Annotated in this window: 21 protein-coding genes; 9 read left to right on the top strand and 12 right to left on the bottom strand. The window is 61.7% G+C overall.

Going from position 1 to position 26,628, the window contains the following annotated elements; genetic code table 11:
• The first annotated feature begins 33 nt into the window (after positions 1-33).
• Complete coding sequence (locus NF876_RS22745; RefSeq protein ID WP_262270828.1) at positions 34-1,269, top strand: NAD(P)/FAD-dependent oxidoreductase; 1,236 nt, start codon at positions 34-36, stop codon at positions 1,267-1,269.
• A gap of 556 nt (positions 1,270-1,825) precedes the next feature.
• Here NF876_RS22745 and NF876_RS22740 read toward each other — a convergent pair.
• Together NF876_RS22740 and NF876_RS22735 are read right to left on the bottom strand one after the other, a co-directional pair.
• The gene (locus NF876_RS22740; protein ID WP_262270827.1) at positions 1,826-2,713 is read right to left on the bottom strand and encodes a 2-dehydro-3-deoxygalactonokinase; all 888 of its coding nucleotides are present in this window, start codon (positions 2,711-2,713) and stop codon (positions 1,826-1,828) included.
• A gap of 11 nt (positions 2,714-2,724) precedes the next feature.
• Positions 2,725-3,876 carry a mandelate racemase/muconate lactonizing enzyme family protein gene (locus tag NF876_RS22735; protein ID WP_262270826.1) on the bottom strand — a complete coding sequence of 384 codons (1,152 nt, stop codon included), beginning with the start codon at positions 3,874-3,876 and terminating at the stop codon, positions 2,725-2,727.
• Between the two features lie 114 nt (positions 3,877-3,990).
• Between NF876_RS22735 and NF876_RS22730 the strand changes: the two genes are divergently transcribed.
• From NF876_RS22730 to NF876_RS22695, 8 genes are all read left to right on the top strand, one after another.
• A complete protein-coding gene (locus NF876_RS22730; RefSeq protein WP_262270825.1) occupies positions 3,991-5,721 on the top strand; it encodes an SMP-30/gluconolactonase/LRE family protein in 1,731 nt (576 codons plus the stop codon).
• Between the two features lie 27 nt (positions 5,722-5,748).
• Entirely contained in the window at positions 5,749-6,846 is a 1,098-nt protein-coding gene (locus tag NF876_RS22725) for an ABC transporter ATP-binding protein (protein WP_262270824.1), read from the top strand.
• Positions 6,843-7,649, top strand: a complete 807-nt coding sequence (locus NF876_RS22720) for an SDR family NAD(P)-dependent oxidoreductase (protein ID WP_262270823.1) — start codon at positions 6,843-6,845, stop codon at positions 7,647-7,649. Before NF876_RS22725 ends, NF876_RS22720 begins: the two co-directional genes overlap by 4 nt.
• 71 nt (positions 7,650-7,720) lie before the next feature.
• A complete protein-coding gene (locus tag NF876_RS22715) occupies positions 7,721-9,007 on the top strand; it encodes an extracellular solute-binding protein (RefSeq protein ID WP_262270822.1) in 1,287 nt (428 codons plus the stop codon).
• Positions 9,008-9,078: 71 nt separating this feature from the next.
• Positions 9,079-10,020, top strand: coding sequence for a carbohydrate ABC transporter permease (locus tag NF876_RS22710; protein WP_262270821.1), 942 nt, complete (start codon positions 9,079-9,081; stop codon positions 10,018-10,020).
• A gap of 1 nt (position 10,021) precedes the next feature.
• Positions 10,022-10,858: a carbohydrate ABC transporter permease gene (locus tag NF876_RS22705; RefSeq protein WP_262270820.1), complete on the top strand. Its 837-nt coding sequence runs from the start codon at positions 10,022-10,024 to the stop codon at positions 10,856-10,858.
• A complete protein-coding gene (locus NF876_RS22700) occupies positions 10,747-11,766 on the top strand; it encodes a dihydrodipicolinate synthase family protein (protein ID WP_262270819.1) in 1,020 nt (339 codons plus the stop codon). Before NF876_RS22705 ends, NF876_RS22700 begins: the two co-directional genes overlap by 112 nt.
• A 6-nt stretch (positions 11,767-11,772) precedes the next feature.
• Positions 11,773-12,969, top strand: coding sequence for a mandelate racemase/muconate lactonizing enzyme family protein (locus NF876_RS22695; RefSeq protein ID WP_262270818.1), 1,197 nt, complete (start codon positions 11,773-11,775; stop codon positions 12,967-12,969).
• Between the two features lie 27 nt (positions 12,970-12,996).
• On the opposite strand, the gene NF876_RS22690 is transcribed toward NF876_RS22695, so the two are convergent.
• The 10 genes from NF876_RS22690 to NF876_RS22645 form a co-directional block, all read right to left on the bottom strand.
• Complete coding sequence (locus tag NF876_RS22690) at positions 12,997-14,157, bottom strand: hypothetical protein (protein WP_262270817.1); 1,161 nt, start codon at positions 14,155-14,157, stop codon at positions 12,997-12,999.
• Positions 14,158-14,260: 103 nt separating this feature from the next.
• Complete coding sequence (locus NF876_RS22685; RefSeq protein WP_262270816.1) at positions 14,261-15,487, bottom strand: polysaccharide pyruvyl transferase family protein; 1,227 nt, start codon at positions 15,485-15,487, stop codon at positions 14,261-14,263.
• A 110-nt stretch (positions 15,488-15,597) separates the two neighbouring features.
• On the bottom strand, positions 15,598-16,593 hold the full coding sequence (gene galE / locus NF876_RS22680) for a UDP-glucose 4-epimerase GalE (protein ID WP_262270815.1): 996 nt from the start codon (positions 16,591-16,593) through the stop codon (positions 15,598-15,600).
• Between the two features lie 78 nt (positions 16,594-16,671).
• Complete coding sequence (locus NF876_RS22675) at positions 16,672-17,859, bottom strand: polysaccharide pyruvyl transferase family protein (RefSeq protein ID WP_262270814.1); 1,188 nt, start codon at positions 17,857-17,859, stop codon at positions 16,672-16,674.
• Positions 17,860-17,893: 34 nt separating this feature from the next.
• On the bottom strand, positions 17,894-19,201 hold the full coding sequence (locus NF876_RS22670; protein ID WP_262270813.1) for a glycosyltransferase family 4 protein: 1,308 nt from the start codon (positions 19,199-19,201) through the stop codon (positions 17,894-17,896).
• A 7-nt stretch (positions 19,202-19,208) separates the two neighbouring features.
• Complete coding sequence (locus tag NF876_RS22665; RefSeq protein ID WP_262270812.1) at positions 19,209-21,368, bottom strand: hypothetical protein; 2,160 nt, start codon at positions 21,366-21,368, stop codon at positions 19,209-19,211.
• 81 nt (positions 21,369-21,449) lie between these two features.
• Positions 21,450-22,211, bottom strand: a complete 762-nt coding sequence (locus NF876_RS22660; RefSeq protein ID WP_262270811.1) for a hypothetical protein — start codon at positions 22,209-22,211, stop codon at positions 21,450-21,452.
• Complete coding sequence (locus tag NF876_RS22655; protein WP_262270810.1) at positions 22,208-23,494, bottom strand: glycosyltransferase family 4 protein; 1,287 nt, start codon at positions 23,492-23,494, stop codon at positions 22,208-22,210. Before NF876_RS22655 ends, NF876_RS22660 begins: the two co-directional genes overlap by 4 nt.
• A gap of 5 nt (positions 23,495-23,499) precedes the next feature.
• Complete coding sequence (locus tag NF876_RS22650) at positions 23,500-24,327, bottom strand: class I SAM-dependent methyltransferase (protein ID WP_262270809.1); 828 nt, start codon at positions 24,325-24,327, stop codon at positions 23,500-23,502.
• Positions 24,324-26,558 carry a glycosyltransferase gene (locus tag NF876_RS22645; protein ID WP_262270808.1) on the bottom strand — a complete coding sequence of 745 codons (2,235 nt, stop codon included), beginning with the start codon at positions 26,556-26,558 and terminating at the stop codon, positions 24,324-24,326. Before NF876_RS22645 ends, NF876_RS22650 begins: the two co-directional genes overlap by 4 nt.
• Positions 26,559-26,628: the final 70 nt, after the last annotated feature.

Below are 26,628 nucleotides of genomic sequence, written 5' to 3'. Positions count from 1 at the left end.
TGAGGGCCAGTTTTCACGTGAACAGGATTCAGGATGCGGATCGCGATCATCGGTGCTGGAATCGTTGGCCTGGCGGCCGCTCATGCTCTCCTCGACAGAGGACATAGGGTTACTCTCATCGAACCGGGCGATCGGGCGACACGGCCGACGGACGGCAATGCCGGCTGGATCGCTCATACGGACATCATGCCCTTGGCCTCGCCAAAGGTCTGGAGGAACCTTCCCGAGTGGCTGATGGACCCGCTGGGTCCTCTCACCATCAGGCCCGCTTACCTTCCAACTCTGTTGCCTTGGCTGATCCGTTTCGTGATGTCGTCGTCTCCGATGCGGATCAAGGCGAGCATGGCTGCCATACGGTCGATCAACGCGGAGGCTCTGCCATCCTGGAAAGGGCTTCTGTCCTCCCTGGATCTGGGCGATCACCTGCGAGAGAACGGCATTCTCTCCGTGTGGAGGCATCATGGGGGCTTCTTGAGGGCCAGGGACGTCCTCGATCGCCAGCGTGAACTCGGCATCGAGATCGATGTGCTGGATGGCGAAGATCTCATGCGGATGGAGCCTGCGCTTCGGAACATCGAAGCGGGTGTGCTCTATCGGGAGGCCTGCCACATCTCCGACCCGGCCGATTTGGCGTCGGATCTTTTGAGGCTTGTTCGAGAGCGAGGTGCAGGGCAGGTGGCTGGCCGCGCTCTGGCGGTGGAACCGGCAAGCAACGAGATCCATATCCGCATGGACGATTCCACGAAATTCGTCTCTGCCGACAAGGTCGTCGTTGCCGCCGGGATATGGTCACGGCCGCTCGCCAGGATGCTGGGAGATAAGATCCCTCTCGACACGGAGCGCGGCTATAATGCCACCTATCCCAAGGGCGCCTTCGGTCTCAACCGTCCCGTCATGTTCGAGGGCGAGGGTTTCGTCACCACGCCCCTTGATACCGGAGACAGGGTTGGCGGCGCCGTTGAGTTCGCCGGGCTGGACGCCCATCCCAATCATGATCGCACATCGGCGATGATCTCTCGCCTGAAGCGCTTCCTTCCCGACTTCGATGCGACACAGGATGCAAGACTCTGGATGGGCCTTCGCCCGTCCATTCCCGACTCTCTTCCCGTCATCGGCCCGTCCAGACGGGACAGCCGCGTGGTCTATGCCTTTGGTCATGGCCATCATGGTCTGACCCAGGCGGCGATCACGTCGCTGCTGGTCGCGGACTTGGTCGATGGGCGATCCGGCCCGATCGATCTGAAGCCTTATTCGGCACAGCGCTTCTGAAGGGGCCCGTTGTCGGGAATGCCGATCGGACCGTAGCAGTTTGGGCGCCGCAATCCTTCATACCCCGTCAGGCGGTCGGTTGAGGCGTCGTCGGCGTGACGGGGATCTCCGGCGGTGATGTGGGAGGCACCCCGACCGGTTCACCCGGCGGTGGTATATCGCCCGGCGTCGTGGGCGGAACGCCAATGGGTTCGGGCTGAGGAGCCTCCGGGGGGGTGGGGGGACTCACCGGTGCTGGATTGGGGTCCGCCGGCGTCGGCTCCGGGTAAGGCTGATTGGGCAAAGGAATGGGCATGAAGGCGGCGCTCCGCTATCTGATGCGTTCGTCGGGGTCCGTATAGGGCAATCACCAGCCAAGCCCTGGGTTCCCCTCGCGGCGCGGTCCCCATGAACTGTAATTCTATATCGAAAATCGGCAATGTATAAACAACCGGCTGGATATCGGCGCCGGAGACATTCCATCTGCAAGCTTAAGGCAGGGCGAGGTTCCAAGCCGTGTTCCAAGCCGTGGGCGCATTGGGTTCGAGACGTGTGCTCAGGTGCGACCAGGTCACTCTCATTCCCAGCGGCTGATGCAAAGGGCTTGAAAGGCCCGCAGAACGGCATTGTCGATCGCCGACGGCATCATCCCGGCTTCCCGCAATGCCAAGCCGTAGCGCCGGCATAAGGATGGGGCGCCGATCATGGTAACATGGTTGTCCGGAGCGCTGAATTCCGCGATCGCCTCCCTCACCTCCGCGCCAATCAGCAGCCCCGAAAGGTAATCGCTGATCTCCGCGGGAGACAGTTCTCCACACAGAGCGTAGCTGCGCGCCGAGAAGATGCGGCGCAGGATATGTCCTCCGATGCGGCTCTCCTGCGCAAGTCTGACACCGCGCAGGAAAGCCTCCTGGCTGTCGATCGACTGGTCCGGGATCAGCTTGCCGACGAGGGAGTTCGACTTCAGCAATGTGGCAACCTCGCCTGACATATAGGTGGCGAAATGCTCGATCCGCCCCTCCTTGACGGAGACCCACTTGCTGTGAGCGCCGGGAAGGACGACAAGGCCGCTGGATTGACCCATGGCGCCGAAGATCTTGAGTTCCTCGCCTCGCATCATGTCGGGCAAGGGATCGCGCACCGAGACGCCCGGCAGAAATATGAGGGGCGGCAAGCTGTCGCTATGCTTCACGACTGCTTGCGTGGCGATGTCGCTCAGGGAGGCGGGTGTCTGCGCATAGGGTGTTTCCACCCAGCCGTTCCGGCTGGTGATCATACCGGCGAGATAGATGCGGCTGGCCTTTGTCGCCCAATCCCCGACAATGTCGCGGAGAGCGTTTTCGAAAGCGCCGTCTCCGACATGGTTGATTCCTCTCGCCTCCTGCCGCTCTCCCTGAAGGGATCCGTCATGGGACAAGAGGAAGGCGTGGAAGGCCATCGAGGTCCATTCGATCGCAATGAACATGCTGAACCCCTCTAGTAGGCTGGCTTGACCGGGAACCAGTCTTTGCGCTTCTCGTCGAGGTAGGCTCCCACGATGCTGTCGACCGCATAGCGTCGCACCGCCTCTTCGTCGACTTCGACGCCGAGGCCTGGTGCGTCCGGGACCTGAAAACGTCCAAGCAGCAAAGCCGGAGGAGCGGGAGAGATGTCTCCACCGAGATAGGCACGTTCCGTATCGATGGCTAGGCTCATGTTGGGGATCGATGCTGCGAGGTGGATGTAGGCCGCCTGTGACAGCGCCAGTTCCGCGCCCGAGTGCAACGTCACCGGGATTCCAACAGCCTCGCAGATGGCCGCGGCCTTGATCGTCTGCCACAGCCCGCCTTCCTCGTGCGGATCGAGCAATACCACGTCCGCGGCCTCGGAGCGCACGATGTTGCCGATGTCAGACAGGGTATAGGCGCTCTCGTCGAGGGCGATTGGAACGGGCGTCGATCGCCGCAGGAGCGCATGGCCCGCCAGATCGTCGAGTTCCAGGGGCTGCTCCACATAGGCCGGGTCGAGGGCCCGCAGCTTTTCCAACTGCCGTCTGGCGGTGCCGGGTGTCCAGGCGCCGTTCACGTCGAGCCGCAGAGCCCGTGTTCCGATGGTTTCACGGGAGGCTGCGGCCAACTCGATATCGCTCGGCTCGTCGAACCCGATCTTGACCTTGAAGGTCTCATAGCCGGCGTCGAGGAACCGTCCGATCCGGTCCTTCAGCTGCTTCGCGTCCCTTGTGAAGAGATAGGCGGCTGCTTCCACATCGTTGCGCCAGCGCCCGCCCCAGAGGCTCGACAAGGGGAGCTTCGCCTGCTTGCCCAGGGCATCCCACATGGCCATCTCGAGGGCGGCGACCGCCATGACGGCCGCCCTCTTGTGGTGGTAATAGCCGGCGCCCAGAACATGCCGGTGCAGGCGCTCCACGTCGGCCACGGGATAGCCTAGTCCCACCCTGGCGACGACGTCGGAGAACACCGCCGGTACGGCTGCGATCAGCGAGATCGTCTCGCCCCATCCCACGATCCCCGCATCGGTCTCGATCCGGCAGATGAGCCGGGTCGTGCCGATCCTGCGGCCCGAACCCCACAGAATATCTTCCGTGAACGGGACCCGCACAAGGACATGGTGAATGGCTGTGATTCTCATGGCGGAAAGCCTCTTCAACGAAAGGCGGGTTGACTTGGAACTCGGTTCCAACATAATTCCAGCCATCCGGAAGGGTCAATCGGGCCAGAGGCTCATCCTTTCGACGGAGCTGTGATGGGACCCATGCAGGCGGAGCTGAAAGTCGACGATGAAGTCGAAAGCGGCGCTTCGGGGCCAGTTCCGGGTGTGCAGGCGCTGACGCGGGGCATTCAGCTCATCGAACTCGTGGCTTCGGCCGCGGCGCCTCCCCGATTCACGGATCTTCTTGAAGGCTCCGGCATGCCCAAGGGTACGCTCCACCGCACCCTCCAGGCGCTTGTCGACGAGCGGCTTCTGAAGCTCGACGGCCGGGATCAGACGTATCGCCTCGGTTCACGCCTGTTCCAATGGGCGCACCGGGTCTGGGACGATTTCGATCTGCGCGGCGCGGCCGAGCCGGAACTCGAACGCCTGCGGGACCTCACAGGCGAGACGGTGCGCCTCGGAATCCTCGATAGGGACGAGATCCTCTACATCGATCAACGCGAAGCCCCGCAGCCTGTGCGCCTCAGCAACGGCGTCGGCAGCCGGGCCAAGCCTTATGCGAGCGGTCTCGGCAAGGCGATTCTGGCGCATCTCTCGCTCGAAATGCGACGCAGGCTCCTGAGTGAGGCAGAGCTGCAGCGCCTCACTCCCCACACGATTGCGGATTTCCACGAACTGGTCAGTCAACTCGATCTCACCAAGGCTCGCGGCTATGCGGTTTCCATCGACGAGCAGAATATCGGCATCAGCTCAGTGGCCGCGCCCATTCTGGATCATGAGGCCAAGCCATTGGGTGCGATCGGCGTGATCGGTCCGTCCTTTCGGTTGCCGCCCGAGCGCCTTCATGCTCTCGGGCGCGACGTCATCGAAGCTGCCCGGCGGATTTCCGGCAATATCGGCGAGGTGGCGATGTCGCTGAATATCAACCCCCGGCCGCTCGGTGCCGACCGAGACGACGTGCGGTGTGCCATTCCCGCGAGTCTGTTCCTGGGCGAAGGGCCGCATTGGTCCGTCCAAGACCAGCAGCTCTATTTCGTCGACATTCTCGCGCCGTCCGTCTGCATGGGCGACCCTGTCAAGGGGTCCTACCGCTCCTGGCCGATGCCCGAGCTGACGAGCTTCCTGATCCCGCGCAAGGCAGGGGGGTTCATTGCCGGCATGCAGAACGAGGTGCGAGCCATCGATCCGGCGTCGAACGAGAGCATGGTGCTTGCCCGACCAGAGACCGGCCGCCCAGGCAACCGGTTCAACGATGGAAAATGCGATCGCCGTGGCCGGCTCTGGGCCGGCACGCTCGCCATCGACACGACGCCGGGGCAAGGCTCGCTCTGGCGGCTCGACCCGGACGGCCGGGTTCATGAAATGGACCGGGGCTTCCACGTCTCGAATGGCTTGGGCTGGAGCCCCGACGATCGTCTCTTCTACTTCACCGACACCGCCAAGCAGACGATCTACGTCTATGATTTCGACAGCAAGACCGGATCCATCGAGAACAGGCGCATTTTCGTGACCGTGCCCGAGAGCGAGGGCAAGCCGGACGGCTTGACCATCGATGCCGAGGGCTTCGTATGGAGTGCACATTGGGATGGTTGGTGCGTCACGCGCTATGACCCGAAAGGGCGGGTGGAGCGTGTCATCAACCTGCCGGTGCCCCGACCCACCAGCTGCGTATTCGGGGGTGCGGAGATGCAGACACTCTTCGTGACCTCAGCTCGCATTCGCCTGTCTGCGGGACAAATCGCCGATGCTCCGCTGTCGGGCAGCGTTTTCGCCATCGAGACCGGCATCAAGGGGCTGCCGGAAAACGTCTTCGGCGGGTGACGGATACTTCAGGGACACGCAATCGATATGGCCAAGCTAGAGCTTCATCAGGTGCGGAAGTCATTCGGAAATGTCGACGTGCTCAAGGGGATCGACCTGGCAGTCGAAGACGGCGAGTTCGCCGCTTTCGTTGGGCCGTCAGGATGTGGCAAATCCACGCTTCTGCGCCTGATCTGCGGTCTCGATGAGATCTCGTCCGGTCAGATGATCATCGACGGTCAAGTGGTGAACGACGTGCCCCCGGCCAAGCGCGGAATTGCCATGGTGTTCCAGTCATATGCGCTGTATCCGCACATGACTGTCGCCGACAACATGGGCTATGCCTTGAGACTGGCCGGCACTCCGCGGGAGGAGATCCGCCGTCGGGTCGAGGCGGCGGCCCGCGTGCTACGGATCGCCGAATACGTCGACCGCAAGCCACGTCAGCTTTCAGGCGGTCAACGTCAGCGCGTCGCGATCGGTCGTGCGATTGTTCGGGAGCCGAAGATCTTCCTGTTCGACGAGCCTCTCTCCAATCTGGATGCGGCACTCCGGGTCGAGATGCGCATCGAGATCGCGCGCATGAAGGAGCGTCTCGGCACCACGATGATCTATGTCACTCACGATCAAATCGAGGCCATGACGCTCGCGGACAAGATCGTGGTGCTCAACGCTGGCAAGGTCGAGCAAATCGGTTCACCGCTGGATCTTTACAACACTCCGGCCAATCGTTTCGTCGCAGGGTTCATTGGAAGCCCGCGGATGAACTTCTTGATCGTCCAGGGACACCGCCTCGATGGCGGACGGGTGAGAGTGCCCGGCGGTTCCGTCTCGTTGAACACGTCGCCGCCTGAAGCTGCCCACGAGATTGGCGTGCGCCCGGAGCATCTTGAGCTCTGCGCACCGGGAACCAGCAATGCTCTCGACGGTCGCGTCGCCATGACAGAGCATCTCGGCAGCGATACCTACGCCTATGTGGCGCTCGACGGCACCGACGAGATGATTGTCGTTCGCCTCGATGGAGAGCGCCCGATCAGCCAGGGCGAACGGGTAGGCGTCCTGGTCAATCCGGATGCCGTCCATGTCTTCTCAACGGACGGCCGGACGCTGGTTTCCGCAAAGCCGATGGCGAGGAATGCGGCATGAGCCTCCATCCTGAGCTCATCCCGCGCGTGACGGTGGATTGCGCCACCTATCCGAGCTTGAGGGAAAAAGGCGTTCTGATTACGGGAGGTGGGTCCGGGATCGGAGCATCTCTGGTCGAGCACTTTTGCGGACAAGGTGCACGCGTTGGCTTCATTGATCTGAGCCAGGATTACGCCCATGAGACGGCTCGGCGTGTTGCGGAAGCGACAGGGAACCAGCCGCATTATGAGGCGGCAGATCTGCGCGACATCCCGGCGCTTCGATCTGCCATCGGGTCACTTTCGGAACGGATCGGGCCAGTTCGGATCCTGATCAATAACGCCGGCAATGACGACCGCATGCCGATCGAAGACGTAACGCCCGAATACTGGGACGAGCGCTTCCAGACGAACCTGCGGCACCAGTTCTTCGCCGCGCAGGCCGTGATCGGCGACATGGCCCGAGCAGGGGGCGGCTCCATCATCAATATGGGATCGATCTCCTGGATGCGCGGAGCCTCCGGGCTGATTTTCTATACGACAGCGAAGTCTGCCGTCATGGGTTTGACCAAGTCGCTCGCACGAGAGGTCGGCGAACGCAACATCCGCGTCAATTCCATCGCGCCGGGCTGGGTCCTGACAGAGCGCCAAGTCGAGCGGGCGAAGCGCATCTATCAAGGCAAGTTTTCGGAATACCTCGAAGCACAGTGCCTCAAGGAGCATCTGTTGCCTCCGGATATTGCCCGGATGGCGCTCTGGCTCGCCGCCGACGACTCGCGTCTCGTTACGGCGCAGACGTTCATCGTCGACGGAGGGGTGGTCTAGCGCACGGCCATCCTCGGTCAAAGCACGTGCGCAGGAATATGGGGCTTTGCTCCGTATCGGGAGGAAGAACGATGAAACGATTCAAGTCGATCGCGTCCGCTGCCGTTATAGCAGCGAGTCTCGCCCTGCCGGGTCAAGCCGTCAAAGCCGCCGATGTCAGCTTCATGAGCTTCAGTTATGCGGAAGAGGCTGCCAAGCCATCCGTCGATGCATTGCTCAAGGGATTCGAGGCTCAGACCAAGCTCACAGTCGAGCCCCTGGGCTATGCCTGGGGTGACATGCAGAAGAACATCTTCCTGAGGGCGCGCTCCAAAACTCTGCCGAGTGTCGCTCAATTGTCAGAGCGCTGGCTGCCAAGCTTTGCCAACGTGGCTGGTCTCGTCGATCTGAACGAGGTCTATGGCAAGGACAAGCTGGCTGCGATGTTTGCTCCCGATGCCCTTGCCATGGGGCAGGTCGGCTCGAAGCAATTGGCCTTGCCGCTCATTTCCGGTTCCATCGGCCTCATTGCCAACAAGGCGGTGCTGGAGAAGGCCGGCGTGAGCAAGACGCCGACGACCGTCGAGGAGTTCCGGAGCGCCCTGGTGGCGGTGCGTGACAAGGTACCGAACTCGGTGCCATACACGATGGCAACCAAGAATAACGGTTCGATCCTGCTCGACTTCATGATCTGGACCTGGACCTTCGGCGGTGAAATCATCGACGAACAGGGAAAAGTGAAGATCGGGAGCACGGACGCCGGCAAGCAGGCGCTTGGCTTCATGGTTGGGCTGATGAAAGACCGTCTGGCCGCCCCCGAGATCGATCGACCCGATGCTCGTCGCCTTGTGGCGCAGGGAGCCTCCGCCTTCTTCTTCGATGCACCGCAGGCCAGGACGCACCTGCGCAGCTTCTCCGGCCAGGGGCCGGCCTTCGATGCGAACGTCCTGCCTCTCGCGACGCCGATCGCTATCGCCGGCCGGGAGCCCGCCTCGATTCAGTGGGGTCATCTGCTGGTGCAGTTCTCATCCACCGGCAAGGCCAATGCCGATGCGCTGGCTAGCCAGTTCATCACCTATCTGACGTCCGACGAGGCGCAATCCAAGTTCCCGCTTGAACAGAGCGCTCTTCCTGTCACGAAATCCGCACGCGCCGATCCGAAGGTGGCGGGCGACGCGTTCCTGACGGCTTGGGCAAAGGCTGCAGGCAACCCTCGCCGTAACGAAGTCGGTATTTGGCCGAACGCTGCCGAACTCACGCAGATCATCGGCGAGGAGGTGCAAGGCGCGTTGCTCGGCCAGAAGAGCATCGACGATTCGATCCAGTCGATGCAGAAGCGACTTGAGACATCCATGGCGAATGTCAGCAAGCAGAACTGACCGGCATGGCTGGCTGCCCTTGGGGGCAGCCAGCCGCGATCCACACGCCTCTCTTTGCACGTGATGATCCCATGACCCTTGCCGCCGAGATCTCATCCGCTTCCGAGGCCACCCAGGTTTCGCCGCATGCCGTCCGCGGTGGTCTCATGGCCGGCCAGCGCCGCATTGGCCTGCTGCTCCTCCTTCCGGCGGCGGTCGCTTTCGGAGGCATTATTCTCTATCCCTTCCTTCAGGCACTGGCGCTCTCACTCTTCGAATACACGCTTGAGACGCAAGCACCTCGGTTCGACGGCCTAGGGAACTTCGCCAAGATCGCCGCGACGCCGGATGTCTGGCAGGCATTCCTGACGACTGCCATCTATGTGTTCTTCACGACCACTGGGACGCTCATCCTGGGACTTGCATGGGCGCTTATCCTGAACCAGCCTTTCCGCGGCCGAGGGTTGTTGCGCTCCCTGTCGCTCCTTCCCTGGGTGTTGCCGAGCACGGTGAGTGCCTTCATCTGGGGATGGATCTTCAACAGCCGCTACGGGGTGCTGAATGCGTTTCTGCTGGAGATAGGCTTCATCGCCATGCCGCAGGCCTGGCTTTCCACCTCTGCGGGAGCCATGGTTGCCGTGATCATCACCAAGATATGGTTGTCGATCCCGCTCTTCATGGCCTTCTTTCTGGCGGGGCTGCAGAATCTGGATCGGGAGCAGGTCGATGCAGCCCGCGTCGACGGGGCCAACAACTGGGCAATCCTACGAGATCATGTTCTGCCCCATCTCCGCCCGGTGCTGATCGTCGTCGTGGTGCTCGGCGTCATCGGAAATCTGCAGCAATTCGACACGATCTATGCCTTGACCGGAGGCGGGCCGGTGCGCGCGACCGCGGTTCTCTCGGTTGAAGTCTACCGTCGCGCCTTCGAGCAATGGGATGTCGGGTTGGCATCGGCGATCGGCGTCCTCTGGGTGGCGACCCTGCTGCCGCCCGCATTCCTGTATCTGCGCATGCTGGTGAAAGGCGCCTGACATGTTCGATCTTTCCGGCACTGTCTCCAAGGTGGTCTTCGGCCTGACGCTCGCGCTGATCGGCCTCTTTCTGTTCTTTCCACTCTATTGGTTGGTGATTTCCTCCGTGAAATCGAATGCCGAGCTCTACAGCATCGTTCCGACGCCGTTCCCGACCCATCCGACGATGGCGCATTTCGTGACGGCACTGACGACGGGCAAGCTGCCGATGTACCTGTTCAACAGTCTGATTGCCTCGGGATCGAGCGCGGCCCTCAACACGCTTCTGGCGCTTTACGCGGGCTACAGCTTCGCAAAGTATCGCTTCGCCGGGCGGCAGCCGGCGATGCTCTTCATGCTGTCTGCGCAGATGTTTCCGTTCGGCCTGCTTCTGATCAGCATCTATCCGCTGATGAGCGAGGCCGGCCTCCTGGACACCCGTCCTGGGCTGATCCTGAGTTACATCGTTTTCGCTCTGCCCGTCTCCACCTACATGCTCTATAGCTATTTCTCGCAGGTCCCCGACGAGTTGATCGAGGCTGCGCGGGCGGACGGGGCCAGTGATCTGCGCATCTTCCACACGATCGTCATTCCGATCTCGATCCCGCCGATCGTGACGGTATTCCTCTACTCGTTCATGTGGTCCTGGAACGACCTTCTCTATTCGATGACGCTCATCGTCTCGGACCACAAGCGGACCGTTGGGCCTGGATTGCTGCTCACCTATCTGAACGAAGTCAACTCCGATTGGGGCGGCGCGATGGCAGCATCCCTCTTGGCGTCGGCCCCCATCGTGGCGGCTTTCCTCTTCCTCCAACGATACTTCATCCAGGGCGTTACGGCAGGAGCTGTCAAATGAAGACCCCGCTTTCAGGTGCTTTCCCCGTCCTTGCAACTCCCTTCCGCTCTAATGGCGCTATCGATGAAACAGACTTTCTGTCGATCATCCGCTTTGCGCTTGAAAGCGCTGTCGATGGGGTCGTCTATCCGGGTGTGGCCAGTGAAGTGGAGACCCTGAGCGAGGAGGAGAGGCGTAATCAAGTCGATCTTCTCGCCCGAGAGATCGACGGTCGCATTCCCATCATCATCGGCGGCAGTGATCCCGATCCCGCCGTGGCCGCCCGGCACGTCAACCATGCGGCGGAGATTGGTGCTGCCGCCGTGATGGTGATGGCTCCCGGGCATCTCGGAAACTCAATCGAAGCTCAGACCGAATATTTTCAACACGTCGCTGCGAATGCAACGATCCCGATCATGTTGCAGAACCAGCCCAAGCCCATCGGTGCCGGGTTGACGCCGGAGGAGGTGGCGGCCGTAGCGTCTGCCGTCGATAGGGTCCGGTACATCAAGGAGGAAACGCCACCTTGCGGACAGCACCTCACGCGGATCAAGAACGCAGTGGGCGGTTCAGTGGATGCGATATTCGGAGGTGCGGGTGGACGCTATGTCATGGACGAGATGGCCCGTGGCGCAGCCGGCACCATGCCTGCTTGTGAACTCGCGGACATCCACGCCATGATGATCAGGTCATGGCACCAGGGCGATGTCGCGACCGCGCGGAGGCTGTACTCCGTCTCGCTGCCTCTTCTCACCTTTCAGGCGATCTTCCGCATGCATATGACGAAGGAGGTTCTTCGTCGGCGTGGAGTCGTTCGCAATACCTTCGTCCGTGCCAAGGGGCCAAAGCTCGACGACGGCGATCGAGCCGAGCTCACCCTCCTGCTTCAGGAGGCATCACTTCCTTACAAGCACCATCGTCCGGTTTGACCGATCATGAGCAAATCAGTCGACGCCATCGTTAGGGTCGAGACCTTCATCATCTCCATTCCGCGCGAGATTCCCTATCTCGGGCCATTGAAGGAGGGAGAGTCCGTCAACGAACGCGGTTACCTGGTCCGCAAAGGCAATCGTACGATCTATCCGTCGACGGACATGACCCTGCTCATCAAGGTGACAGGGGAGAGCGGCCATGTAGGCTGGGGTGAATGCTATGGGATCGTGGCGCCGGAGGCAACGAAGGCGATCATCGACGACGTCCTCGGGCCCGTCATCATTGGACGCGATCCGGGAGACGCTGTGGTGATCCACGAGGATCTTTACGATCTCATGCGGGTGAGGGGCTTCTTCGGGGGATTCTACGTGGATGCTCTCGCCGGAGTCGATATCGCCCTTTGGGACCTCGCTGGCAAGAATCTTGGCGTCTCCGTCTCGACGCTGCTCGGTGGGCGGCGCCATTCGACGATCCCGGCTTATGTGTCAGGCCTGCCAAGGGCCACCCTGAAGGAGCGGTGTGATCTTGCCGCCGAGTGGGTGGCCAAGGGCTTTCGTGGCATCAAGTTCGCGGCGGTCGTATCCGACGACGGAATCGTGCAGGAAATGCTCGCCCTGCGTGAGGCGGTCGGGCCCGACATCGACCTCATGGTCGATCTGCACTGGAAGTTCGAGGCCTCGGAAGCCATACGCCTGATCAGACGCCTGGAGATCTCGAACCTGTACTTCGCCGAGGCCCCATGCCAGCCAGAGGATCTCGAAGGTCAGACCCGGGTTGCGAGGAGCATTGGCGTGCCTTTGGCGCTCGGAGAGGAATGGCGCACCGTCTACGAGTACCGGCCAAGGCTTGAGGCCCGCTGCATGAGCGTCATCCAACCTGAGATCGGGCACACCGGTATAACCGAATTCATTCAAATCGGCCGGATGGCTCAGACGTTTCACATCAATACCATCCCGCACGCATCCATCAGCGTTGGCATCTTCATGGCGGCGAGCCTTGTGACGTCATCGGCTCTCCAGCGCGTTCCCTATCATGAGTACCAGCATTCCGTTTTCGACCGGAACCTCGCCTTCACGGAGGGCGTCATGGGCTGCGCGCAAGGACATTACACAGTCCCGACCGGGCCGGGCCTCGGTGTCGAGCCAGCAGACGCGTTGTTCGATTTCGTGATTGCCGAAGGGCGCACCTCTGCGCGGTGATGGAGTTCCCGGCCAGACTCAAACCAATCAGTCCAGGCTGACCTTGAAGCGGACCAGGTCCCTGTTCATGGTGGGGCGCTTCGCCTGCCAATTGAAGCGAGTCATGTAAAGGTAGAAGGTCCTCCCGACCGTCTGGAAAACCGGTGACGGGCTGTCGTGATCGATGATCGAGGGATAATCGTAATAGGCTTTCTTCTCGGTGGTGCCCCATGGCGGGTCGAACGGGGCAAGCAAGGAGGCTGCCGACCAGGTCCGAAGATCCGGCGAAGTCGCATAATAGATGCCCCCAATGTCATCCACCCGCGTGGACCACACGACCATCCAGAGGTTCCTGGATTCCAGTCGAATCAGGGACCGAATCTTGCCAGTGATGTCGCCGTTTCCGAGGCGGTCGCATATGGCCTGAACGGGGCTCTGGCCATCGACCGGGTAAGGGTTGGGTGGAGGGACGAAGCGGCCTTCGCTCATCACCCGCCAACCGGCCACGAGATCGGACCTCGGGGCGCGGAACAGGCAGTTCCCGCGTCCGCCCGGGGTTGCGGCGTCCTCCGTCCAGGCAACGAAATAGGCGTGTTCTCCATCGAACACGGTATTGGAGAGCGTGAGGAAGCCCGCCGCCTTCGTGCCGGTGTCGAAGCGCGTGTTCGACCCGGCGATAAGACGTCGGTTGCGGGGCAGCAGCGTAAAGGAGAAGTCCCGCTCATTCGCCTCGAGAGCCACGAGCGAAAGGTACCAGCATTCCGGCTTGCCGGTCCCCTTGGCGCAAAGCCCCTCATGGCGGAGCCCGGAGAATTCCTGACTGGCCAAACCGAGAACACGGCCGTCATCGAGAGGGATGAGGCTCTGCACCCAGAAGCGATCATCGAAGGTCGAGGGATCGGCCGATTCTCCGCCTTGGGAGACGACGGAACAATCAGGACGCAGATCGGCAAAGCTTGAGCCTTCCAGAACCCTGTTCCGGAAATGTGCCGCGATGAGGACAACGGAACCGTCTCGCCGGCGATAGGCTCTAGCGGGCGAATCAGGGATCGTGCGCCAGTCGCAGCGCTGCCGCTCATAGCTGTAGACCACCTCAGGTTCGGGAGAGATCCGGAAGTGAAGCGGTTCGCCCGCGATTGCCGCCCTGCTCATCATCACGAGAAGAAGCACCGGCCATGCGAGGGCGTTCCAATGTCTCGTCCTCATCATGGATCTTCATCCCAGAGCATTTTTCGGCGAAGTGGATCCGGTTCGCCGTTGACAATGCGGCAAGCCAAAGAAGAGAGATGATTCCACGCGAGCGGAAACAGCTCTAGATGGGAGCTGCAATCCGATGCAGGAAGGAGGCCGGTTGCAGGCTGTTCGCTGTCAGGAAGTCCAGATACCGCGACGCTGCCTCCCTCCGATGCCGGTCATAGGCGTCCGGATCGAACCGGATCATCTTCTTCAGGCTGGAGCGGGTGAGCGGCTCCGTCAGGTCGGCTGCCGCGACATGCGGGACGCCCGTGTTCTCGCAGAGCTCCCGGGTCCGGGAATCGATCGTCACAGTCAAGCCCATGCGCTCCGCTTGAAGGGCCAGGGCGACACCATGGTAACGGGACCCGACCGTGAGGTCATGCCGGCGCAACGTGTCCATCCAGGCTGGAACGTCATAGAAGGAGCGGACGTAATTTCGGCACCAGGCCTTGAATTCCTCGAAGGAATAATGCGGCACGGTATGGTTGTGGATTTCCTTCAGCGCATGGGGATCGATCCCGTCGAAGATCTCCCGGGAGACCCGGATCATCTCTCCCATCGATTGAACCACATACTGGCCCGGGTACATGGGATCCATCATGAGTCCGATCAGCTGATGCTCGATCTCGCGGGTCTTCAGCCAAGCCTGATGTCCCGCGGCGATCGAGATGGAGCGCGGCAGAGAGAGGTCTGACCAATTCTTGTGGATCCTCTGGCCGAGGCCCGGATTCGGGTTCGTGAAATAGGAAGGGCAGCCGCCGGCAACCGAGCCATGGATTGCCAGCTTGGCGAGCTGCGACGTGGTGAACGCGCCGCGCGTGTAGATGTTCGAGCCGGCCGAGGACGGATTGGAGCGCGCGATGACTTGGGCCCACCGACGGGTCCCATCGGTCAGCTGGATGTCCTGATCGTAGCTGTCTGCCTGGGCGCCAAGCCCAATGGCGACAATCGGCAGACCCGCTTTCTCCAGGTTGTCCGCCATGTTGCCGTAATCCGTGTGTCGCCCCAGTTGGTTGGCGCATGGAATGACGATGATGTCGGCATTCTCTTTCAGGTTCTCGGCCGAAGCGCTCCAGCTGAAGAACTTGACCGGATTGGAAATGTGGCTCGCGATGGCATAGACGAAGGCTAGATTGCCGTTGTTATGACCGATCCCATTGTAGAGATCATCGAAGGCAGCATTCGAGTAGAGCCCCAGGGACGGATGCTTCCACAGAACTGCCACCCGCAGAGGTTTGGCAGGAGCCTTTGGCTTGGGAGCAGGTTGGTCGAGCGGCTTGTCTACAATCATCTCGACGAGCATAGGGAATCCCTCCTGGGATCGGGTGTTTGCCGGGTCGTGTCGGCCGACTGCCGATGGTGGGGCAGGTCGGTGCCGAGCTCCGGAGGCGTATGGGCTGGTGAGGGTCTCGGCTAAGCCGCTTCCGCTCTGCGCAGCTTCAGGCTGTTCTCCCACGACAATGCGTGCCGGATGATCGTCTCGAGATCGTCGAGCTTCGGAGACCAGTTCAGGGTCGCACGGATGCGGTCGGCGCTGGCGATCAGTGTGGCGGGATCACCGGCGCGTCGCGGAGAAAGGTTCGTCGGGAAGTCGACGCCCGAGACCTTTTTCACGGCCTCGACGACGTCGTGTACCGAGTATCCGCGGCCATAGCCGCAATTGAACACGGTGCTGTTGCCGCCGGAACCGAGATAATCAAGGGCGAGCACATGGGCTTGGGCTAGGTCCGATACGTGAATGTAGTCACGCAGGCATGTGCCGTCGGGCGTGGGATAATCGGTGCCGAAGATGTCGAGGTGGGATCGCTCTCCAAGAGCCGCCTGGGTTGCGACTTTGATGAGATGGGTTGCATGGCGTGTGCTTTGACCGCTGCGGCCCTGAGGATCGGCGCCCGCGACATTGAAGTACCGGAGGGCCACGAAACGCAGAGGATGTGCACGTGCCACATCTCTCAGCATCATCTCGGTCATGAGCTTCGATGAGCCATAAGGTGAGACGGGGTTGAGCGGCGCGCTCTCGGAGATCGGGCTCTCCTTGGCATCGCCATAGACGGCGGCAGTCGAGGAGAAGAGGAACTGCTCGACGCCATTCTGCACCGCAGCGCTGATAAGCGACCGCGATCTGACCGTGTTGTTCATGTAATATTTCAGAGGGTCGGCGACAGAGTCCGGAACGACGATGGAACCCGCGAAGTGAGCAATTGCTTTGATGGAGTGCTTACGGATGATCTCCGCAACGAGGGGCTCGTCACCCGCGTCGCCTTTGATGAAGGTCGCAGCCGGGTGAACCATCCAGTCGAACCCGGTGCTGAGATCGTCCAGGACCACCACGTCCTTCCCGGCGTCGGCCAATGCCAGGACCATATGGCTTCCAATATAGCCGGCGCCGCCTGTTACCAATACAGTCATGAACGACCTCGTACGTTGCTGTGACCTAAAGAGAAGTGAAAGGGAGGCCAGAACACATCCGGCCTCCTGCTGAGACAATCAGGCAGCCTGCAACTCACGAAACTCGCTCCGCCTCATCACGGGCTGCATTTTCGTATCCGCACCGTTCTCGACCAGGAACTGATGCATTTCGCGGTAAGTATGATGATAGGCGCGGTTGAACTTGTCGAAGAGCGACTGATCCCAGTAGTCTTCGAGCCTGAACTCCTTGCCGGAGAAGACGTCGAAACTCGGGATCTGATAGGTCTCCGCGAATTCGACCGTCCGGCTGTCATAGGTGAAGTAGATGGACGGGACGCCATTCGCGAGGGCCATCAGGTTGCCATGGAGGCGGTACCCGAGGACAAGATCCTTCTGCTGGACGAGATTCTCGTAGTCCGCAACCACGTCGGAATAGAACAACCTCTCTCGATGGAGCTTCTCCATGGTTTCATCGAGGTACCAGTCGTTGACCTGCTTGTCGCCACGCAGGGCCTTGAACGCTTCCTCTCGCTGCTCCGCCGTGCCGAGAACGATCTTTTTCTCCTCGACCTCACCCTGCGCCATCAGCACCACGTCGAATCGGTCCGCCAGGCCTTTCACGAGGTCGCGATGGAATGTCAGGTATTGCTGGATGTCGCGAGCATAGGTGGACGAGACCTCGCGGCGAACCGTGATTCCGGCCGTCCGGATGTTCTCCAGAGGAGGCAGACGGATGTTCAGGTCGGGATTGTTCCGGCGGAACGCGGTCGGGCAACCGACGATGCGAATATTCTTGATCCCGAGATCCCAGAGCACCTGCGCCGAGTAGGCGCCGCGAACGCCAATGGAGGTGGTGGAGTCGGCCATGATGCGAAGGACGGTCTTGGTTTCCTCCGACAGCTCAATCTTGCCCCTGACTGGCGCCTGAGCTCCAATGCCCCAGGCTATAACCGGTATCTTGAGCCTCTTGAGAACGTCGGCCGCCTGGTCCCAGACCATATCCTTGTGGACATAGTTCGACCCCCGCAGGAAGACATAATCGTACTCGGCATTGATCCGGTCGATCTGGGTCAGATCCGGGTTGGCGATCTCCAAAGCATCGAGTTTGTCGTAGTTTAGAAGCTTCAACGATGAGTCGAAGACGAAGGCGTCCCCGATGTTGTGGTAATGGTCGATGCTGCGCTGAATATCCTTGTGCCGGTACCAGCGGACATTGTCGTGGTTGTAGACTTCGCCCGAAGGGCTGATGACGAGAATACGCTTCATGATTGTGCCTCCAAATATCTTCGCCAATAAGAGACTAAGCCGTCAGCGCGACTGCCGACGAGCTCGTCGCCTTCTTCGCGGCAAGTTCCTGATAGAGATTGAGATGGATCCGGGCGCATTCCTCGTAGGTGATCGGGTGCCCGATGCCCGCGCGCAGGTCGTTCCAGAGCTTGGGACTCGTCAGCGCTTCGGTCATGCGGTCGACGAGATCCTGTGACGAGCCGACGCGAAAATGAAGCCCATTGACGCCGTCGACGATCTTCTCGGCCATGCCGCCGATATTGCTGCAGATCATGGGACGTCCGTGATGGAAGGATTCCTGGATCACGATCGGCGAGTTCTCCCACCAGATCGACGGAATGATGGTCCAATCGATCGAGCGCATAAGGCGCGGCATCTCGCTGTTCTGGTAGGATCCATAGAACCGGACCCGCGATCCGGCGCGCTCCACCAGCTTCCTGATCTTGTCCTGAAATGCTTCCGGCTGCCGCTCCAAGTTCCCGCCGAAGATCATCAGCTGGGCATCGTCGCCCCAGACAGCGTCCGGGATGCACGTGACCGCGTCGAGCAGCACATCGACGCCTTTGAACTGTGTGATCTGACCGAAATAGCCGAACCGGGAGCGCCGCCCACCCCGTTGAGGCAGGCTTCGCGGTGGGGCGGTTTCGGCAATGTCCAGGCCGTTTTCGATGACGACGAAGCGAGAGCGGTCGAGTCCCCACTCCACATAGCGGTCGACGAGGAACTGGCTGGGCGACACGAAGAAGTCGGCCACGTCGAGAAGCCCTCGGATGAAGTGCTCGCGGCGCAGGAAGCGTGCTGGAGAAACGTCCGGAAAGCAGGCGTTGCAATCCGATGGCGAAGCCCTGTGGCAGAGTTTCGTCCCGCCGGTCTTCACCATTTGCCCATGATGGCTGCAGATCGACAGGAATTCATGGAACGTTATGACGATCACGCAGTCCGGAAGCGCGCGGCGAACGGCATAGATCATTTCGAGACCTAGGCCGATGAAGTGATGGAAGTGAACGACGTCCGGCCTCAGGTCCTTCAGAACACGCAGGAAATCGCGCTCGATTTCCTCCGTGTTCCTGTTCGAGATGAGGAAGTGGTCATACTCGTCGGCATGATAGAGAAACTCACCTTCGGTCTGCCGAAGGCTCATGAGGGCTGTTCGGCTGTGCCGTGCGACCGGGTGCCCGACGCGGGCGAGGAAACGGGATTCGACGTTGCCGATCCTGTTGAGGCCTTTGTGCAGGTTATACGCGGCGATCTCGGCGCCCCCGAGCGAGAAGCTCGGATGACCGTGGGAAACGATGAGGACGCGGGGAGAGGGGTTGGACATGCTTTCACTACCTCATATTGTTGATGAGGAGCGACCATTTTCGGTCAAAGCTCCAGCGGTCGACTTTCTGAGCCAGGCGGTGCGCCGGGAAGGCCGATGGCCCGACATCGCTGTCGGCCGAAATCATCTCGACATCAGGGAGCCAGACCGCAGGCGTCCCGCCGAGCCTCATCTTAAGGCAGAGGTCGCGCCCCTTCTCGCCAGAACCCAGATAGGAGCGGGTGAAGCCGCCGACTGACGCGACGGATTCGCGCGAGACGATGCAGCACGAGAGCGATCCGGCGATGACCTCCGTCGGCTGCGAGCCGCGCACGACATCGCGCGGGTATCCAATATAGCGGTCGACGAGCTTCTGCTCCTCCTGATCGAGCCACGTTCCCGCGAAGCGGATGGAATTGTCTTCGTAGAGGATTGTGGGGCTGATCAGCGCCTTGCCGCCGCGGTTGCGATAGGCCCGTTCCAGCGATGAGATCCACCCAGCCTGGCGTGGCAGGACTCCGGCGGCGAGAAAGATCAGCGTTTCTGCCTTCGTCGTCTGGATGGCGGCCTCGAACGCGTCGCAGGCATCCTGCACGCCCGTCGCGCCGATCACCCGGACCTTGATTCCGTAGAAGCGCGAGAGCCGTTCCGCTTCCGGGGCTATGCTGTCGAATGCCTCCAGGGGCACAGCGACGATGATCGGCATCTCCTTCGTCTCTGCGTCCAGGGCGAGCAGGGATAGGGTCACGGCCGCTTCCTCAACATCGCTTCCGGCTCCGATCACCAAGGCGCGGTTGGCCTCTGAATCGTCGAAATCGAAGTCGCGGATTTCCATGACGGCCGGCGCAGGTGCGGCCATGGCCTGCATCATGGGGCCGATATGGCGCTCGATGGCGGCTCCGGCCGCTGCCGTCCGCGGGTCGAGGGGCGAGATGAGCCGTTCGAGGGATCGGCGGGACATGCCGCGAAGCGGCGTGAGAGGATAGAACGCGACGGTATCGCCGACGGCCATCTCGAAATAGACCGGTCCATCCGCGGCCGATTGCGGGCCGGGAACGAAGGCCAGGAAGCCGTGATCGTTGCGGGCCGGGTCGAGACGTCCGGCGAAGAGGTTGTTGTGCTGGAACGCCGATGACACGTCCGATCGGGGGAGGCGGGTCCAGGTCTCGTCGATCCGCTGCTGGATTGCGCCGGCCCGCAAGGTGAGGGAATCCACATGGCCTTCCGGATCGAGCAACCAGCCGGCCACCAGCATCCCGCCGCCTGGAATCTCGGCCGCCATGTCCATGCCGATGCGAACCGGCAACTTGAGGTCCGATACGGTGTCGCGCCCGTCGAAGCGTTCTCCGGCCCGCCGAAGTGTCAGCATGGTGTCCGGGTTGGCGTTCGCGCGGACGAGACCGTCCCGGATGTGGGCGGGAACATCCGTCGGGGAGAGGAGGACGCGGCGATCATAGATCTCGAGACTCCGCCACCCATCCCGTCCGCGAAAGAACAGCGTCTTGAGCTTGCCCGGATCAATCGCCGATGCTCCCGTGTCGAGCAGGCCCACAAAGCCCTTGCCTTGCTCCCCAAGGTCGTTGCGGGGGACGGAGGCCGACTTGAAGTCGCCCGCTATCAATCCCTCGTGGGCCGCAAGGACCCGGACCCTGTCGCAAGGCAGATCGGTGGCCCAACCCTGGAGGAACACTTGGCCTGTATCGATCGAGCCGATGACCTCGATCCATCCATCCACCGGGCCGGCGGCTCCGAGGACCGATATGGCTGCCTCCAACCGCTTCTGACTGGTCTTCCCGCCGATCAGCGCGTGAATGATGCGGTCGATGACAATCGACGACCGATTGCCGGCATCGGCGGAGATGATTGAGATCAACGTGCCAAGTGGGACTGCCGGCTTGATCAGGGTGTAGCGGATAGGCGGTCCGCTGCGCCGCATCACCACGGAGCGCAGGCGAACCTTGGCGGCAAGGCGAATCGGCACGATGGAGACGAAACCAATCGCAGCATCCGCAGGCGCGTCCCTGCGAGCCCAGCTGACGGTATCAGCCTTCATCGACATGGAAGGATCGCCGTTGAGCAACGTTTCGACCTGATCGGTCATAGCGTCGGCTACGCCGGCAATCAGGGCAAGATCGTCGCCGATCGGAGTGACGAGGGCGCTCTCGCCGTCCAGAGGCAAGTTGCGCATGTCTAGAGGTTGCGTGCTGTATTGCATGGGATCCCTGAAATTCCATTCGATGACCGATTTCGCTCGTGCCTCAAGGCGCGGTCACCAAGGAGGATGACGGAGAAGGACGACAAGCGCCGCGACGGTGCTCACGGCGGAAATTCCCCCGAACGCCATCAAGAGCGTGACGGCCCTTTTCATCGGGCGATCGACGGATGATCCAAGGTCATCGATCTGCTTTCCGAAATCTGCCAGCACCCGGTCGAAGCGCATATGGAAGACTTCGATATCGGATATCTTCTTGGCCAGGTCAGATTGATTGGCCCGAACGGCGTCGAGAGCCGCCGCGATGCCATTCTCCTCGCCGACGATCTCGCCGATCTGCGCCGAAGTCCCCCGAAGGCTCTCGACCGCCTCACGCTGCAGAACCTGAGATCGCCTTTGCGCTTCAATGAGCAGGTCGAGCCGGTCGAACACGCGGTTCAGGGGCGCGTTGATCGCGGCCTCGGCCGCGCGCTCGTCCTGACTCGGAGGCTGTAGAACGAGTTCCTCGCCGGTCGAGGGCGAGGTCGCCATGACTGCAAGGCCGGCCGTACCCTGTCCGACGCCGTCGGGCAGCTCGACTTCGAAGGCGTATCCACCGTCGCCGATTCCGTTGCGACGCAGATCGACGCGCGGCATGTCAGCCGTGGCCGACGCGATGATCGCACCATTCAGGGTGATCCGAATGAGGAGACGTTCCGTCGGGCGTGCGCGATCCCAGACCCATCCGTAGAGGCGCCGCCCTTCGATAGCATCGACGCGGCCCTGAAGCTGCGGGCCCACGGGAACGGTCACGGCGTTCTTCGACTGTGCTGTGCTCATGCGGCGTTCGCCTTCAGTTCGATGATATCGGCGCCTTTGAGGAGGCTGCGATAGAGAGAAAGGTGGCATTCCGCGACTTGCGTCATGTCGGCCGGCGGGTTGATCCCCTTCACGAGGCTCTCCCAGAGGCCCGGTGTCTCCATGGCCTGACGCATGGTGCGTGCGAGCACGGATGGATCATCGGGACGGACATGCAGACCGTCGATCCCGTCCCGGACGGCTTCCGCCATTCCGCCTATGCCGCTCGCGATGACGGGGCGCCGATGTGCGAACGCCTCCTGGATCACCAGCGGAGCGTTCTCCCACCAGACCGACGGCACCACGACCCAGTCGACGGCAGCCATGAGGCCAGGAATGTCCTCACGCCCGTAGGGCCCGAGCCTCACAACCTGACGCTCCGTCTCGTCGAGAAGACTGTCGACCTTCGCGACGAACTCCTTGGCCTGGAAGGGCGCGCCGCCATGCAGGCGAAGCTCGAAGTCACTGACGCCGTCCGCGATGAGACGCTGGGCCGCCTTGAGGAGAACGGGAATGCCCTTCCAAGGGTTGAGGTTGCCGAAATATCCGAATACGGCCCGCCTGCCCGAAGGAGCCGCCCGATGGGGCGTGGGAACGACGGCAGGCCGACCGTTCGGGATGACCTCGATCGAACCGGACGGCACCCCCCAGGCCACAAATCGCTCCTTGAGGAAGCGGCTGGGAGCAACGAACCGGTGAACCTGGTCGAGATGTGTCCGAACATACATCTCTCGCAGGAGAAACCGATCCGCCGAGATGTGCGGGAAGCACCCGTTGCAGCGATGGGGCGTTGCACGGTCGCATCGTTCCTTCCCTGCCGTCCGCATCATCAGCCCGTCATGGGCGCAGATGGGATAGTAGTCGTGGAGCGTCATCACGATGCGAGTGTTCGGAAGAATACGGCGCACGAGTGCGATGAACTCCACCCCGACGAGCAGGACGTGATGGATGTGCACGATGTCAGGACGAAAATCCTCGAGCAGGCTGACCAGATGAGGCACGACGCCGTAAGCATCGATCTGGCTCAGGTTGAACTGGTCGAAATGACCGCACCACATGACGACTTCGTCCGGGGCTCCACTGGGCGACTGGAAGCTCGTTCCCGGCCTTTGACCACGATGGAGATTGTTCGTGGCCGCCAGGAACAGCGCTTCGACGTCAGGACGCGAGCGGTACTCACGGAAGAGATCATGAGCGAGGATCTCCGTCCCGCCGGGGTGAAAATCCGGGTGATTGTGGGCAACGACCAGAACGCGTGTTGTCACGGGGTCTACTCCGGCTTCACGGCAATGATGACATCCTGGTAGTGATCGCTCGCGATACCGCGCCAATGGCCGAGGCTCAGGCGGCGGATCTGGAGGCCGGCCTTCGTCAGGATGTCCTCGATGATTCCGGCATCGAAGCCGATGGCACCGAGTGGCGCCGAAGGATCGCCGTACCATGTGCCGGGAGTCTTCCCCCGCGTGAAGCGCGGACGGGCTGCCTGCCTGTCCGGGTCTCCTGCGGCGACGACGAAGGCGGTCAGGAACAGGCGTCCGCCGGGTTTCAGCAGGCGCATGACCTCACGCGCGTATGCGGAAATCTCCCCCTCCGGCAGATGAGTCGCCACCGACACCATCGTGACAAAGTCGAACTTCGCGTCGGAAAACGGCAGGACGATCTCATGTCCGGCGATTGCCCCGCCAGGGTTGTACAGCTCGTGAGCGACATCCACGCGGCAGAACCGGAAGTTCGGATAGGACGCGGTAATGTTCTGCACGCACCACTCGATGCCCGCATTGACGGGATCCACGCCCTCGTAGAGAGCTGTCTCTGGATCGAGGTACTGCGTCAGAGGAACGGCCATTCGGCCGATTCCGCATCCGACGTCGAGTACGGACTCGGAAGGCAGAAGTCCGCCGAGGCGAATGAAGTGGCCGAGATACTCGGCGCCGATCGCGCGGTAATCCCCATCACCCACGAAGACGTTCTCCGGCGGCGGAGCCGGAAGGGAATCATTCTGCCTGATTTCTTCCATCAGGCTCTTGAGGCCCAAGTCCACATCCGGAATCGGCTTCGGTGCACGCGAGGCGTTCGTGAGATCGAACTGCGCATTCATATGGCGGCATTCCTTCCTTTGCGAGGACGTCCTGTCTGCATTGCGGTGATCATGACTTCGCGCCAGCGCTCAGTATGAAGAGCGCAATTGTACTGCCAGGCGATCCCGCGCATGTACTCGGCGTTGAGAGACATCGACTTCCGTTCGAGATGGTAGAGTTCGATGTCGGGGACGTAGGCGATCTTGCGCTCCGTCATGGTTATTTTGAGGCAGAGATCGCTGTCTTCGTAATCTCCGACCACATAGTCCTCCGTGAAGCCCCCGACGGATTCGAATAATGCTCTCGTCGTGACGAGGCAGGCGCCGGTTACGGCCGGTACCACGCGCTCCTCGCAGGCCGGAGCGTAGTCGCGCGGCATGCCCTTGTGAAAATGCTGGTTGAGCCAGTAGCCGCGATGATCCTGCGAGAAGTACATGCCCGCGTGCTGGATCGATCCGTCCTCAAAGAGAAGTTTCGGTCCAACGGCGCCGATACGGCGGCGTCCGTTCAGACGCGAAGCCATGGCTTCCAGCCATCCCGGAGAGACTGGAATGATGTCGGAATTGACCAGTGCCAGAACCTCGCCCTGAGCAACGGACACACCAACATTGTTGGCGCGGGCGTATCCGCCGTTCCTCTCCATGATGACGAGAACGAGGGGAAGACCGTAAATGAGATGAAGGCCGCCCAGGAGATGCTCAACCTCCTGAGCCTGCTCGGGCGAGTCGAGCACATAGACCAGCTCCGCATGTGCACGAATCCATTGATCGGACGCAAAGGCCGCAATCTGGAAGCGAAGAAACTCCAGGTTTCGGTAGAGCGGGATGATCATCGACGCTTTCGGGCGTTGATGAGAGACGCCGATCCTTCGGACCGTGTGGCGCCCGATTCGGTTCTGGACCGCGGCGTGCAGATCGGCGATGGCCGGTCTGAGAACCTGCGTAAGGACGGCCTGGTCGACGTGCTGCGCCGGAACGGCCCGCAAAGCCATCGCGCGAGCCTCGGCGGGATCGGCAGGTTGAGGATGCGGAACAAGAGAATGGCGTGCGCCCGATTTCAGGCGAAGATGAAAGCGCGGTTGAAGGTTCTGCACCGCTCCCGCGCCGGTCGGGGCCAAGACAGCGAAGCCCGTCGCCGCAAGGCGGGACCCTTTCGTCGGCCCGGCGACTTCAACCGGAAAGGTGAACAGATTTCTCGTCAGATCAAGCGGCTCGCCCTCAGGTCCGCTGGCTTCGATCCCTGCGAACAGGTTGACTGGATCACGGTACCAACCGGTCACGAGAGTGCCTGCGGATGTCGCCAGCGCAGAGACGATCTCGGCCGATGGGGCCGTGGGACTGCTCGAAAGCCGGCGGGGGCGCAGAGGCGACCGCAGCTGCAGTTCGAGTGCATAGGCCGGCCCCGCCTCGGAGCGAGCACCGATCTCCCTTAGCACGTGCTCGCGCAGGCTGGGCGCTGCATGCGCCTGCTCGTGGAACCAGCGTTCGATGGACGGAAGGCGCGCATCCGGCTTGAGCAGGCGTCGGATGGAAAGGCCCCCGGGGCCGATCAGAATGAGGAGAGGATCGTCGGCAGGAATTCGCGCCCGATCGATCAGGAGGTGGATGACCTCCCGGCCATCCTTGACATCGGGAACCCTGTGAGGAGTGCCATGAATGTGCGTCGGTCCATGCCTGCCGAATGTATAGATCGCGTCGATCTTGCCGAAGCCCGCGACGAGCGATGTGCGCGCCAGGAGAAATTCATTGGCGATCTGCGCAACGGCGACGGCCGGTCCGGGGGCCGGAGCCATCTGCGAGAGAATGTCGCCGAGAAGATCGATGAAGGCCCTCTCACGGCGGAGGCGGAACATCGTGCCCCACACGTTGAACAGCGCGGACGCGAGGGCTACGCGACCATGGCTGTCGAGACCGCCGATGATGCTATCGACGTCGACAGGGGGAAGCGCCGCATCGGCATCGATGGTGACGGCCGTTTCAAATCCGCGCGTTTCGAGGCGCACATCCATGTCTGGACATTCGCCGACAGGCCGCTGGAACACCCAGAAGAGGCGTTCTCCTCCGCCGGACAAGGAGAGACGAAGCGACGCGGAGGGCCAAACGTCTTGGCCGTCGCACCTGAGGCTCGACGGGGACCCCCGCTCGCTGCGCGGCATGTCCCAGGTGAGCAGAACAACGTCTCGCCCGAGAGATGCCATCTGCGGGGAGCCAAGGTCACCAGCCGGTGATGTGAGCATGGCAAGATGCGCCATCGCTTCCTGTCTCCATTGGGTTTGGTGGGATGCCGCAGAAGGTTCCGCGGCATCCGCTCGTTAGGGGAGA

The organism is Microvirga yunnanensis (assembly GCF_025460875.1).
This window is presented reverse-complemented; position numbering and strand designations above follow the sequence as displayed.

Coding starts and splice junctions, on each gene's coding strand:
- NF876_RS22720 (WP_262270823.1), top strand. CDS start 6,843: ATGAGCCTCCATCCTGAGCTCATCCCGCGCGTGACGGTGGATTGCGCC.
- NF876_RS22695 (WP_262270818.1), top strand. CDS start 11,773: ATGAGCAAATCAGTCGACGCCATCGTTAGGGTCGAGACCTTCATCATC.
- NF876_RS22690 (WP_262270817.1), bottom strand. CDS start 14,157: ATGATGAGGACGAGACATTGGAACGCCCTCGCATGGCCGGTGCTTCTT.
- NF876_RS22685 (WP_262270816.1), bottom strand. CDS start 15,487: ATGCTCGTCGAGATGATTGTAGACAAGCCGCTCGACCAACCTGCTCCC.
- NF876_RS22725 (WP_262270824.1), top strand. CDS start 5,749: ATGGCCAAGCTAGAGCTTCATCAGGTGCGGAAGTCATTCGGAAATGTC.
- NF876_RS22735 (WP_262270826.1), bottom strand. CDS start 3,876: ATGAGAATCACAGCCATTCACCATGTCCTTGTGCGGGTCCCGTTCACG.
- NF876_RS22705 (WP_262270820.1), top strand. CDS start 10,022: ATGTTCGATCTTTCCGGCACTGTCTCCAAGGTGGTCTTCGGCCTGACG.
- NF876_RS22650 (WP_262270809.1), bottom strand. CDS start 24,327: ATGAATGCGCAGTTCGATCTCACGAACGCCTCGCGTGCACCGAAGCCG.
- NF876_RS22745 (WP_262270828.1), top strand. CDS start 34: ATGCGGATCGCGATCATCGGTGCTGGAATCGTTGGCCTGGCGGCCGCT.
- NF876_RS22660 (WP_262270811.1), bottom strand. CDS start 22,211: ATGAGCACAGCACAGTCGAAGAACGCCGTGACCGTTCCCGTGGGCCCG.
- NF876_RS22730 (WP_262270825.1), top strand. CDS start 3,991: ATGGGACCCATGCAGGCGGAGCTGAAAGTCGACGATGAAGTCGAAAGC.
- NF876_RS22710 (WP_262270821.1), top strand. CDS start 9,079: ATGACCCTTGCCGCCGAGATCTCATCCGCTTCCGAGGCCACCCAGGTT.
- NF876_RS22665 (WP_262270812.1), bottom strand. CDS start 21,368: ATGCGCAACTTGCCTCTGGACGGCGAGAGCGCCCTCGTCACTCCGATC.
- NF876_RS22675 (WP_262270814.1), bottom strand. CDS start 17,859: ATGAAGCGTATTCTCGTCATCAGCCCTTCGGGCGAAGTCTACAACCAC.
- NF876_RS22645 (WP_262270808.1), bottom strand. CDS start 26,558: ATGGCGCATCTTGCCATGCTCACATCACCGGCTGGTGACCTTGGCTCC.
- NF876_RS22715 (WP_262270822.1), top strand. CDS start 7,721: ATGAAACGATTCAAGTCGATCGCGTCCGCTGCCGTTATAGCAGCGAGT.
- NF876_RS22670 (WP_262270813.1), bottom strand. CDS start 19,201: ATGTCCAACCCCTCTCCCCGCGTCCTCATCGTTTCCCACGGTCATCCG.
- galE (WP_262270815.1), bottom strand. CDS start 16,593: ATGACTGTATTGGTAACAGGCGGCGCCGGCTATATTGGAAGCCATATG.
- NF876_RS22740 (WP_262270827.1), bottom strand. CDS start 2,713: ATGTTCATTGCGATCGAATGGACCTCGATGGCCTTCCACGCCTTCCTC.